Raw genomic sequence first — 11,718 nt, 5'->3', positions numbered from 1 at the left:
CCATGGCAACCACAACCATCGACTCTGCCGCAGAGTCGAAACACCAACCCAGCAGCGGCAAGAAACAGGTCCAGGGCGGCCTGCTCGACCCCAAGATGCTGTGGAAGGCCCTGCCGGACGCGCTGGTCAAACTCGACCCACGCACGCTGTGGCGCAACCCGGTCATGTTCATCGTGGAGATCGGTGCCGTCTGGAGCACCATCCTGGCCATTCTGAACCCGAGCTGGTTCGCCTGGCTGACGGTCTTCTGGCTGTGGTTGACGGTGGTGTTCGCCAACCTTGCCGAGGCCGTGGCCGAAGGCCGCGGCAAGGCGCAGGCCGAATCGCTGCGAAAGACCAAGGCCGACACCATGGCCCGTCGGCTGACCGGCTGGGAACCCGGCGTTCCCGGCAGGGAGGAAGAAGTCGCCGCACCGCTGTTGCGCCAGGGTGACATGGTGGTGGTCGAGGCCGGCCAGGTGATTCCCGGCGACGGCGACGTGCTGGAAGGCATTGCCTCCGTTGATGAGTCGGCCATCACCGGCGAGTCAGCCCCGGTCATCCGCGAGTCCGGTGGTGATCGCTCGGCGGTCACCGGTGGCACCACGGTGTTGTCGGACCGGATCGTCGTGAAGATCACCCAGAAGCCCGGCGAGAGCTTCATCGATCGGATGATCGCTCTTGTCGAAGGCGCCAACCGGCAGAAGACCCCGAACGAGATCGCGCTCAACATCCTGCTCGCCGCGCTGACGATCATCTTCATCTTCGCCGTCGCGACGCTGCAGCCGCTGGCGATCTTCTCCAAGGCCAACAACCCAGGGGTACCGGACTCGTTGGCGCTCACCGGTGATGGTGTGAGCGGGATCGTCATGGTCTCGCTGCTGGTCTGCCTGATCCCGACGACGATCGGTGCGCTGCTGTCGGCCATCGGCATCGCCGGCATGGACCGACTGGTGCAGCGCAACGTGCTGGCCATGTCGGGCCGCGCCGTCGAGGCCGCCGGTGACGTCAACACCCTCCTGCTGGACAAGACCGGCACCATCACACTGGGCAACCGGCAGGCGTCGGACTTCGTCCCGCTGACTGGGGTGTCCCCCGAGCAGCTCGCGGACGCCGCGCAACTGTCCAGCCTGGCCGACGAAACACCCGAGGGACGTTCCATCGTGGTGTTCGCCAAGTCGAACTTCGGTTTGCGTGCCAGGACGCCCGGCGAGTTGGTCAACGCCCACTGGGTGGAGTTCTCCGCCGCCACCAGGATGTCCGGTGTCAACTTGGAGAACGGGCACCTGCTGCGCAAGGGCGCGGCCAGCTCGGTCGCCGACTGGGTCCGTAATGAGGGCGGCACCGTGCCAACGGATCTCGGCGTCATCGTTGACGGGATCTCCGCCGGCGGCGGCACACCGCTGGTGGTCGGCCAGGTTGTCGATGGCAACGCCGAAGTGCTGGGCGTCATCCACCTGAAGGACGTCGTCAAGCAGGGTATGCGGGAGCGCTTCGACGAGATGCGCAAGATGGGCATCCGCACGGTGATGATCACCGGCGACAACCCGCTGACTGCCAAGGCGATTGCCGACGAGGCCGGAGTTGACGACTTCCTCGCCGAGGCCACCCCCGAAGACAAGCTCGCGCTGATCAAGCGGGAGCAGGAGGGCGGCAAGCTGGTAGCGATGACCGGTGACGGCACCAACGACGCGCCCGCTCTGGCTCAGGCCGACGTGGGCGTGGCGATGAATACCGGTACCTCGGCAGCCAAAGAAGCCGGCAACATGGTCGACCTCGACTCCGACCCGACCAAGCTCATCGAGATCGTCGAGATCGGCAAGCAGTTGCTGATCACCCGCGGTGCGCTGACCACGTTCTCGATTGCCAACGACATCGCGAAATACTTCGCGATCATTCCGGCGATGTTCGTGGCACTGTTCCCCGGCCTGGATCTACTGAACATCATGCGGCTGCACAGCCCGCAGTCAGCGATCCTGTCAGCGGTCATCTTCAACGCGCTGGTCATCATCGCGCTGATTCCCCTGTCACTCAGGGGCGTTCGCTACACCCCGAGCAGCGCATCGAAGCTGCTGAGCCGCAACCTCTACATCTACGGTCTCGGCGGGATCATCGCTCCGTTCATCGGGATCAAGCTCATCGATCTCGTCATCCAATTCTTGCCAGGGATGTGACATGTTTCTTTCCAACCTCATTCGCCAACACTGGGCAGCGCTGCGCGCGCTGCTGGTGCTCACCGTTATCGTCGGTATCGGGTACCCGCTCTTCATCTGGCTGGTGGCGCAGATCCCCGGCCTGAAAGACAACGCCGACGGCTCGATCATCGACGTGAACGGAAAGCCGGTGGGCTCCAGCCTGATCGGGCAGCTGTTCACCGACGACAAGGGCAACGCACTGCCGCAGTACTTCCAGAGCCGGCCCTCAGCAGCGGGCGCCGGGTACGACCCGCTGAACACCAGCGCGTCGAACCTGGGCCCGGAGAGCATCGTCGACACCCCCGGCGACCCGTCGCTGCCCGCCGACAGCAACGGTTACAAGGCCAGCCTGCTGACCCTGGTGTGCTCGCGCAGCAAGGCCGCCGGCGAGCTGGAGGGCGTGGACGGCAAGCGCCCGTTCTGCACCGGCGATGGCGTAGGCGCGGTGCTCTCGGTCATCGGCCCGCGCGACCCGCGGGGCAACGTGGTCAGCCCAACCAAGGTGGTGAGCGTCAACGAACCCTGCACCACCACGCAGCGGCCGTTCCTCGACACCTACGAGAGCGTCCGGGTGGAGTGCGCGAAGTTCGGCGAGGACTACTCGATCGGTCAGATCGTGCCGATCGAGGGTGCTGCGCTCGACCCGGCGGTGCCCGCAGACGCGGTGACCGCCAGCGGCAGCGGTCTGGACCCGCACATCTCGCCGGCCTACGCCGATCTGCAGATCGCCCGCGTCGCCAAGACGCGCGGCGTCAGCGCCAACGACGTCCGGCAGCTGGTCGCCGACCACACCGACGGCCGCACGCTGGGCTTCCTGGGCGAACCGCGGGTCAACGTGCTCGAGCTCAACATTGCGCTGGACCAGAAGTACCCCAACAAAAGTTGATGAGCAGTGAATGATGGACGTGTGGACACCGTTCACCCCCCACGCGTGACGTCCGGCGGCGAACCGCCGCCGGACACCTCATCCGAGAGTGATGCGCAGCCCGCCCCGACAGGCCACAAGCCGAAACGAGGCGAGCTGCGCATCTACTTGGGTGCCGCCCCCGGCGTAGGCAAGACGTTCGCGATGCTCGGCGAGGCACACCGGCGGATCGAACGCGGCACCGACTTGGTGGCGGCGGTAGTCGAGACCCACGGCCGCAAGAAGACCGCCGAGCTGCTCGAGGATATCGAGATCGTTCCGCCGCGTTACATCGACTACCGCGGCAGCCGGTTCCCTGAACTCGATGTGCCCGCTGTGCTGGCCCGCAAGCCGCAAGTGGTCCTGGTCGACGAACTGGCGCACACCAACACCCCGGGCAGCAAGAACCCGAAACGCTGGCAGGACGTCGAAGAGCTGCTCGACGCGGGTATCACCGTGATCTCCACGGTCAACGTCCAGCACCTGGAGAGCCTCAACGACGTCGTCGCGCAGATCACCGGCATCGAGCAGCAGGAGACGGTGCCCGACGAAATCGTCCGAGCCGCGGCCCAGATCGAGTTGGTGGACATCACACCGGAAGCCCTGCGGCGCAGGCTTTCTCATGGGAATGTATACGCCCCGGAGAAGGTTGACGCCGCGCTGTCGAACTACTTCCGCCGCGGCAATCTGACCGCCCTGCGCGAGCTTGCGCTGCTGTGGCTGGCCGATCAGGTCGACGCGGCCTTGGCGAAGTACCGGGCCGACAACAAGATCACTGCGACCTGGGAGGCCCGCGAACGCGTCGTCGTCGCGGTCACCGGCGGGCCCGAGTCGGAGACGTTGGTGCGCAGAGCATCCCGGATCGCGTCGAAATCCAGCGCGGAGCTGATGGTCGTGCATGTGGTCCGCGGTGACGGCCTCTCGGGGGTGTCGGCACCACAGATGGGCAAGGTGCGCGAGCTCGCGACCAGCTTCGGCGCCACGGTACACACCGTCGTCGGCGACGAAGTGCCCAGCGCACTGCTCGACTTCGCGCGTGAGATGAATGCCACCCAGTTGGTGATCGGCACGTCACGCCGATCGCGGTGGGCCCGCGTCTTCGACGAGGGCATCGGGGCGGCGATCGTGCAGAACTCGGGCAAGATCGACGTCCACATGGTCACCCATGAGGAGTCCAAACGCGGGTTCTCGATGCGCTCGGCGCCCCCACGCGAGCGCCGGATGATCTCCTGGGTGGCCGCCGTCATCGTGCCATCCGTCATCTGCGCGCTGACCGCGTTGTTCCTCGACAGGTACCTCACCATCGGCGGCGAGAGCGCACTGTTCGTCGTCGGCGTGCTGGTGGTGGCGCTGCTCGGTGGGGTCGCACCTGCGGTCCTGTCGGCGATGCTGTCCGGCCTGCTGCTCAACTACTTCCTGACCGAGCCGCGCTACACCTTCACCATCGCCGAACCCGACGCGGCGATCACCGAGCTCGTGCTGCTGATGCTGGCGGTCGCCGTCGCCGTGCTGGTCGACCGGGCGACCAGCCGGCAACGCGAGGCCAGGCACGCCTCCCAGGAAGCCGAGCTGCTGACCCTGTTCGCCGGCTCAGTGCTGCGCGGCGCCGACCTGGACACACTGCTGGAACGGGTCCGGGAGACTTATTCGCAGCGCGCTGTCAGCGTGCTGCGGGTACGCGGACACGATGAGCGGATCGTCGCGTGTGTGGGCAAAGATCCCTGTGTGACAGTGGATTCCGCCGACACCGCCATCGAGGTGGGCGACGACGAGTTCTGGATGCTGATGGCGGGTCGCAGCCTGCCCGCTCGCGACCGGCGGGTACTCACCGCCGTCGCCAAACAGGCAGCCGGGCTGGTCCGCCAGCGGGAACTGGCGGCAGAGGCCAGTAAGGCCGACGCCATCGAGAAGGCCGACGAACTGCGCCGCTCCCTGCTCTCGGCGGTCAGCCATGACCTGCGCACACCGCTGGCCGCAGCCAAGGCAGCGGTGTCGAGCCTGCGTTCCGAGGACATCGGGTTCTCCGAGGAGGACACCGCCGAACTGCTGGCCACCGTCGAGGAATCGGTCGACCAGCTGACCGCGCTGGTGGACAACCTGCTCGACTCGTCGAGGCTGGCCGCCGGGGTGGTGCGGCCCGAGCTGAAGCGGGTGTATCTCGAAGAGGTAGTCCAACGCGCGCTGCTGAGCATCAGCCGCGGGTCGACCGGGTTTGGCGCCAAGGGGCTGGGCCGTATCAAGGTCGACGTCGGCGACGCGGTGGCGATGGCCGACGCCGGCCTGCTGGAGAGGGTGCTGGCCAACCTGATCGACAACGCACTTCGCTACGCATCGGAGTCCATCGTGCGGGTGAACGCGGGCCGGGTCGGCGATCGGATGCTGATCAACGTGGTCGACGAAGGCCCCGGTGTGCCGCGCGGCACCGAGGATCAGCTGTTCGAGCCGTTCCAGCGCCTTGGCGACCGTAACAACAAATACGGTGTCGGACTGGGTCTTTCGGTGGCCCGCGGCTTCGTCGAGGCGATGGGCGGAACCATCTCGGCCACCGATACCCCTGGCGGCGGCTTGACCGTGATCGTTGACCTCGCAGCGCCTCCCGGGGGCCGGTGAGTGAACAAGGTCAAGGTATTGGTGATCGATGACGAGCCGCAGATCCTGCGGGCGTTGCGCATCAATCTGAGCGTGCGCGGCTACGAGGTGATCACCGCGGCCACCGGCGCTGGGGCATTGAAGGCCGCCGCCGAGCACCGGCCCGACGTGATCGTCCTCGACCTTGGGCTGCCCGATATGGACGGCATCGAGGTGCTCGGCGGGCTGCGCGGCTGGCTCAGCGCGCCGGTGATCGTGTTGTCGGCTCGCACCGACTCCGCCGAAAAGGTCGATGCGCTGGACGCAGGCGCCGACGACTACGTGACCAAGCCGTTCGGGATGGACGAGTTCCTGGCCCGATTACGCGCGGCGGTGCGCCGCGCCGCGGCGGCCTCGGAGACCGACGAGCCGGTGATCGAAACCGACGCTTTCACAGTCGATCTGGCTGCCAAGAAGGTGATCAAGAACGGCGCCGAAGTGCACCTGACTCCCACCGAATGGGGCATGCTCGAAATGCTCGTCCGGAACCGCGGCAAACTGGTGGGTCGCGAGGAGTTGCTCAAAGAGGTGTGGGGCCCGGCCTACGCCAAGGAAACCCATTATTTGCGGGTTTACCTGGCGCAGTTGCGTCGCAAGCTCGAAGACGACCCGTCTCATCCACGCCACCTGCTGACAGAGGCGGGCATGGGTTACCGCTTCGAGCAGTGATATTCACAGTGCTCACTGAGCGTGAGAAAACGCCCACGCTCGCCCCGGCCGCGAACTATCGTGAAAACCATCCGGGCGAAGGAGATGATCTGTCATGAACGAGCCCAAGCACACCGGTGGCTGTACATGTCGCTGTAATGCCTGCGACGGCGGTCATCACTGTCACAACATCGGCAGCGGCTGCAAGGTCAAGCTTTAGTTCCGGTCGGCGCTACTCGTCGTACAACGCAGTCCAAATCGAAAACCTCGACAGCAGCGCCACGACGGATCGACCGCGGGCCGTGCACTGGTATCGCTCGTCGTAGGAACCCATCCCGTCGCGGCTACCGGGAGTGCCGCCGACAATCAACCCGGTGACCACAAGATCGCGAAGCACCTGGACAACAGCCCGTCGCGCTCCGGGAAGCGCAGATTGCATCTGGGCGATGGTCATCGGCCCGGCCGTCAGCACGTCGAGCACGTCCACGAGATAGGGCCGACTGACGAGCTCGCGCAGGTGCTCTCGGCTGCCCCAGCGGTCCAGACCACAATCAGACATAGGGCGCCAACGTAGGGTAAATGCGAGCCGCAACACAGCTGCATTTGCGGAATACACACAGCACCACGGTCAATCTTTACGAAATCCCTACGGGCTGCACTCTGCCCCACGAGCCTGCCGAAACTAGGCTCGCTTCTCGTGCCTTCGCCGACGTCGCTGATGAAACGCTTAGTCCTTGGCCGGCCGTTTCGCAGCGACAGCCTGGGGCATACCCTGCTGTCGAAGCGGATCGCGCTGCCCGTCTTCGCCAGCGACCCGTTGTCGTCGGTGGCATACGCCACGCAGGAAATCCTGCTCATCCTTACTCTTGGCGGGCTTGCCTTCATCCATCTGACGCCATACGTGGGCGCCGCCGTGGTGGTCCTGCTTGCCGTCGTGGTGCTCTCCTACCGCCAGGTGGTCCGCGCCTACCCCAGTGGGGGTGGGTCCTACGAAGTCGTGTCGAAGAATCTCGGCCCGCTGGCCGGGCTGGTGGTCGCCTCGGCACTATTGGTGGACTACGTGATGACCGTTGCGGTCTCGGTGGCCGCCGGCGTCGACAACATCATCTCGGCGTTTCCGGGTCTCAATGCCTACCGGGTGGCCATCAATCTCGGTTTCGTCCTCGTGCTGACCGCGATGAACCTGCGCGGTGTACGAGAGTCGGGGCGGACCTTCGCCATTCCTACCTACGCCTTCATCGCGGGTGTCTACCTCATGGTCGGGCTTGGTCTGCTGCGTGCTGTACTCGGGCATCCGCCAGTCTCGGAAAGCGCCAACTACGGCATACGGGCAGAACAAGTCGGACTCACGACCGTAGCGCTGATCTTGCTCGTGCTCCGGGCATTCTCCTCGGGCTGCACCGCATTGACCGGTGTCGAGGCCATCTCAAACGGTGTTCCCGCATTCCGTAAACCCAAGGCGCTCAACGCAGCCCGCACCATGACGGCGATGGGGTTGCTGGCCATCACCATGTTCGCGGGTGTGACCGTGCTGGCTCTGGTCGCCAAAACCCGCGTTGTGGAGAACACGTGTGACCTGATCGGCTTCCACGGCAACTGTGAAACCGAACCGCAGCGAACCGTCATCGCGCAGCTGGCGGCCGCCGTCTTCGGTAACAACAGCATCATGTTCTTCTACATCCAAGCCGCCACCGCGCTGATCCTCGTGCTCGCGGCGAACACCGCTTACAACGGATTTCCGTTGCTGGCATCGATTCTCGCCCAGGATCGCTATCTCCCCCGACAACTGCAGAATCGGGGTGACCGGCTGGCCTATTCCAACGGCATCGTCCTGCTCGCCGTCGTGGCCGGCGGGCTGATCTACGCATTCGACGGTTCGGTGACGCGACTCATCCAGCTGTACATCATGGGTGTCTTCACGTCGTTCACGCTCTGCCAAGCCGGCATGGTGCGCTACTGGAACTCTGAACTACGGCATGCCATCACACCGGCCGACCGCCGAAAGATATATAGCGGCAGGGCCGTCAATGCCTTCGGCGCCCTGCTGACCGGCCTCGTCCTCGTGGTGGTCATGATCACGAAGTTCACCCACGGCGCTTACCTTGTGGTGATCGCGATCCCCATCCTGTGTGTGCTGATGCAGGCTATCCACCATCACTACGCCTCGGTACGAAACGAATTGCGGATCGCTCCCGACGACGAGGAAACGCTCCCGAGCCGGGTGCACGCCGTCGTGCTGGTTTCCGGGTGGAACAAAGCCACCCAGCGCGCGGTCCTCTACGCGCGCGCGACGCGGCCTCACACGTTGACCGCCGTGACCGTGAACATCAATGAAGCCGACACCCGGGCACTGCACCGCGAGTGGGAAAGCTTGGACATCGATGTACCCCTGAAGGTGGTGGAGTCGCCCTACCGCGAGATAACCCGGCCGGTGCTGCAATACGTGAAGCGGGCACGTCAGGGGCCTCGCGATGTTGTGTGTGTCTATATTCCGGAAACTGTGGTGGGGCGGTGGTGGGAAAACTTGCTGCACAACCAGAGCTCACTGCGGCTCAAGGCGCGACTGTTGTTCGAACCTGACGTGATGGTGACCAGCGTCCCGTACCAACTCCATACCGCCGCGCACCGCAACCACACCGGGGTCGAACACGGCCCCGGCGACGTCCGCAGCGGCGTCGACCGATCCGTCAGCTACGAGACCACCATCAACTGAACGATTGGCCGCTGGAATTGACGGGTATGCCAGACCGCATGGCAACCGCCCATTCCGGCAAGCTCCGCCGACCTCAAGTCGGCCTGCTGGCAGTACAGGGAGCCGCCGTCCTCGTGGCCGCGGCGTTCCTGATCGTCGGGATCGCCGGCTTCATCCCTGGCGTGACCACCCACCTGGATCAGCTGCACTGGTTAGGGCCCGAGTCCCAGGCAGCACTGTTCGGTGTCTTCGAAGTGTCCGTCGTGCACAACCTGATGTATCTGGCGTTCGGTGTGACCGGCCTGCTGCTCGCCCGCACCTTTGCCAGGGCCCGCACCTACCTGGTCGGCGGTGGACTGATCTACCTCGGACTGTGGATCTACGGCCTCATCATCGACCTGTCAGGTCCGCGAAACATCCTGCCGCTCAACAACGCCGATCTCTGGTTGCACTTCTCGATCGGCGTGGTGATGACACTGCTGGGCATCACGCTGGCCGGCAGCCGGATTCCCACGGGCGCCGACGGAGAGCCGCTGATCCCGCCGGAGGAGTGACGCTCAGGCGATCGAGAGCGCGATCCCGTCGAGAATGTCGTGCTCGCTGACCACCAGCTCGTCGATGCCGGCCCGCTGCCCCAGCGCATACGCCAGTTCTTCGACCACGATCGAGCCCCCGCCGATGACGTCGACGCGGCCCTCGTGCATGGGCCCGAGGGCGGCGCGCTGCTTGCGGGTCATCCCGATGACCTGTTCGCACACGGCCAGCAGGTCTCCGAAGCCGACCCGGGATAGATGGATCGCGTCGGGGTCATAGGTGGTCATGTGCTGGGCCAGCGCGGCCAGCGTGGTGAAGGTTCCCGCGACGCCCACCCAGGTCGTGGCCTGCTCCACCGGCACTACGCGCAGCGCCTCGCCGAGGCGTTCCCGCACCACCTCACGAGCGGCGGCCACCTCGGCGGCCGTCGGCGGGTCGGAGTGCAGGCAGCGCTCGGTCAGCCGCACGCAGCCGATGTCGGCCGAGAAGCTGGCGTGCACCCCGCTGCCGTCGCCGATCACCACCTCCGTCGAGCCGCCACCGAGATCAACCACGACGAATGGCGCCGCGGCACCGTCGAGTTCACCCACCGCACCGTTGAACGACAGCTCGGCTTCCTCCTGGCCGCTGATCACCTCGGCAACCGCGCCGGGGACCGCCGAGCCCAGCACTTCGGCGGTCATCGCGAAGAACACGTCGCGGTTGGCCGCATCGCGGGTCGCCGACGTCGCCACCATGCGCACCTTGCCGACGTCAAAGCGCTTCAGCAGCGCGGCATAGTCGGTCAGCGCCGACTGGGTGCGGGCCAGTGCGTCGGGGGCGAATTGGCCGGTGGCATCGACACCTTGACCCAGCCGCACGATGCGCATCTCCCGGTGGACATCGCACAGTCGCCCCGCAGCCATGTCGGCGATCAGCAGCCGGATCGAGTTGGTGCCGCAGTCGATGGCGGCGACCCGGTTGGTCTCTATGTTGATGTCCACTCCCCCTTGTCCAGGATGCCCGCCATCCCCGGCTCGGCCGCCAGCACCGCCAGCGCCTCGTCGCCAAACGGGTTGACGCCGCGGCCTTTTGCGAGTGAATGGGCGATCAGCACGTGCAAGCACTTGATCCGGTCAGGCATGCCGCCGCCGGTGAACGTCGTGCCCAGCGACTCGATCGCATCCCGCTCAGCCAAATAGGACTCGTGCGCCAGGCGGTAGGCAGCGGCCAGGTCCGAATCCTGTTGCAGCCGTTCGGTCATCTGCCGCATCAGCCCGTCGGACTCCAACCGGCTTGCCGCGGCGGTCAGCACCGGATGAGTCAGGTAGTACAGCGTCGGAAACGGGGTGCCGTCGGGCAACCGGGGTGCGGTCTTGACCACCGCCGGCTCGCCGTTAGGGCAGCGATATGCGATCTGGAGTACCCCACGCGGTTCCCGCCCCAACTGCCGGGCCACCGCGTCGAGATCGGCGGGATCAACCACCGGGCGCCGACGGTGGTGAAACGGGCTCTGGCGGTGGCGGCGACGTCGAGTCGGCCGGATCGCTTGCCGGGGCCGACGGCGGTCCGTGCGGAGTGTCAGCGATGGTGTGCCACAACGACGTGTACCACGGGTCGGTGTTACGCACGGGCGCAGCCTGTGGGCCGGTATCGGGGGCGACGGCGGCCCCCTGCGGCAACTGCACCTGGTAGGGAATGTCACCGGGCATCACGAAGCCCAGCCGTTCACGGGCTTGGGCGGCGATATACACCGGATCGCCGAGCTTGGCCTTCTGCGACTCCAAATCTGAGATCTGCTTGCGTAGGGCCGCCTCCGACGCGGCCAGTTGCATCATCTCGGTGCGCTGGGCGAAATAGGTGCGCACCGGTCCCGCGATGGTGAGCGTCAGCACACAGACCAGCGCCGCCAAGATCGCCGCGCGGCGCGCGGTGAAGCCCAGTCGCTGCTCACTCTGTTGCTCAACCGAGGCCGCGATCGCGCGCCGGATCGGTTCGGTGACGCTGTGCCCGACCAGTTCCGGTGCGGCTTTGGCCTCAGTGGGACGTGGTTCACGTTTCGCCGCAGGCGAAGCGCGCGAGCGGACCCGGCCCGACGCGCCCGGCCGGGAGGCCGGGGAGCGTCGCTTCGGGTCGGGCCGCTTGCTTTCCGCCACAGT

Annotated in this window: 10 protein-coding genes; 6 read left to right on the top strand and 4 right to left on the bottom strand. The window is 65.9% G+C overall.

The window, feature by feature from the left end:
* Nucleotides 1–2 precede the first annotated feature (2 nt).
* The 4 genes from kdpB (at nucleotide 3) to G6N38_RS16810 (ending at nucleotide 6,375) form a co-directional block, all read left to right on the top strand.
* Nucleotides 3–2,153, top strand: coding sequence for a potassium-transporting ATPase subunit KdpB (gene kdpB / locus G6N38_RS16825; protein ID WP_163749247.1), 2,151 nt, complete (start codon nucleotides 3–5; stop codon nucleotides 2,151–2,153).
* Nucleotide 2,154: 1 nt separating this feature from the next.
* On the top strand, nucleotides 2,155–3,060 hold the full coding sequence (locus G6N38_RS16820) for a potassium-transporting ATPase subunit C (RefSeq protein ID WP_163749246.1): 906 nt from the start codon (nucleotides 2,155–2,157) through the stop codon (nucleotides 3,058–3,060).
* A gap of 135 nt (nucleotides 3,061–3,195) precedes the next feature.
* Nucleotides 3,196–5,688 (top strand): DUF4118 domain-containing protein, encoded by a 2,493-nt coding sequence (locus G6N38_RS16815; protein ID WP_163752064.1) that lies wholly within the window; start codon nucleotides 3,196–3,198, stop codon nucleotides 5,686–5,688.
* Nucleotides 5,689–6,375 carry a response regulator gene (locus tag G6N38_RS16810; protein ID WP_163749245.1) on the top strand — a complete coding sequence of 229 codons (687 nt, stop codon included), beginning with the start codon at nucleotides 5,689–5,691 and terminating at the stop codon, nucleotides 6,373–6,375. It begins immediately after the preceding gene.
* Nucleotides 6,376–6,586: 211 nt separating this feature from the next.
* On the opposite strand, the gene G6N38_RS16805 is transcribed toward G6N38_RS16810, so the two are convergent.
* The gene (locus tag G6N38_RS16805) at nucleotides 6,587–6,913 is read right to left on the bottom strand and encodes a hypothetical protein (protein ID WP_163749244.1); all 327 of its coding nucleotides are present in this window, start codon (nucleotides 6,911–6,913) and stop codon (nucleotides 6,587–6,589) included.
* A 159-nt stretch (nucleotides 6,914–7,072) separates the two neighbouring features.
* On the opposite strand from G6N38_RS16805, the gene G6N38_RS16800 reads away from it, so the two are divergent.
* Together G6N38_RS16800 and G6N38_RS16795 are read left to right on the top strand one after the other, a co-directional pair.
* Nucleotides 7,073–9,067, top strand: a complete 1,995-nt coding sequence (locus G6N38_RS16800) for an APC family permease (RefSeq protein WP_163752063.1) — start codon at nucleotides 7,073–7,075, stop codon at nucleotides 9,065–9,067.
* A gap of 38 nt (nucleotides 9,068–9,105) precedes the next feature.
* On the top strand, nucleotides 9,106–9,600 hold the full coding sequence (locus G6N38_RS16795; RefSeq protein ID WP_246227262.1) for a DUF4383 domain-containing protein: 495 nt from the start codon (nucleotides 9,106–9,108) through the stop codon (nucleotides 9,598–9,600).
* Nucleotides 9,601–9,603: 3 nt separating this feature from the next.
* Here the strand turns inward: G6N38_RS16795 and G6N38_RS16790 are convergent, their stop codons facing one another.
* The 3 genes from G6N38_RS16790 to G6N38_RS16780 all read right to left on the bottom strand — a co-directional run bounded on the left by G6N38_RS16790 (nucleotide 9,604) and on the right by G6N38_RS16780 (nucleotide 11,715).
* Nucleotides 9,604–10,485 carry a Ppx/GppA phosphatase family protein gene (locus G6N38_RS16790; RefSeq protein ID WP_163752062.1) on the bottom strand — a complete coding sequence of 294 codons (882 nt, stop codon included), beginning with the start codon at nucleotides 10,483–10,485 and terminating at the stop codon, nucleotides 9,604–9,606.
* Between the two features lie 62 nt (nucleotides 10,486–10,547).
* Nucleotides 10,548–11,045 (bottom strand): DUF501 domain-containing protein, encoded by a 498-nt coding sequence (locus G6N38_RS16785; protein WP_163749242.1) that lies wholly within the window; start codon nucleotides 11,043–11,045, stop codon nucleotides 10,548–10,550.
* Nucleotides 11,038–11,715: an FtsB family cell division protein gene (locus G6N38_RS16780; RefSeq protein ID WP_163749241.1), complete on the bottom strand. Its 678-nt coding sequence runs from the start codon at nucleotides 11,713–11,715 to the stop codon at nucleotides 11,038–11,040. The genes G6N38_RS16785 and G6N38_RS16780 overlap by 8 nt, the downstream gene beginning before the upstream one ends.
* Between the last annotated feature and the right edge of the window lie 3 nt (nucleotides 11,716–11,718).

The sequence above is a fragment of the Mycolicibacterium helvum genome (assembly GCF_010731895.1).
Taxonomy (GTDB): Bacteria; Actinomycetota; Actinomycetes; order Mycobacteriales; family Mycobacteriaceae; genus Mycobacterium; species Mycobacterium helvum.
Note: the sequence above shows the minus strand (reverse complement) of the source record. Positions and strands in the feature narration are given on the sequence as shown.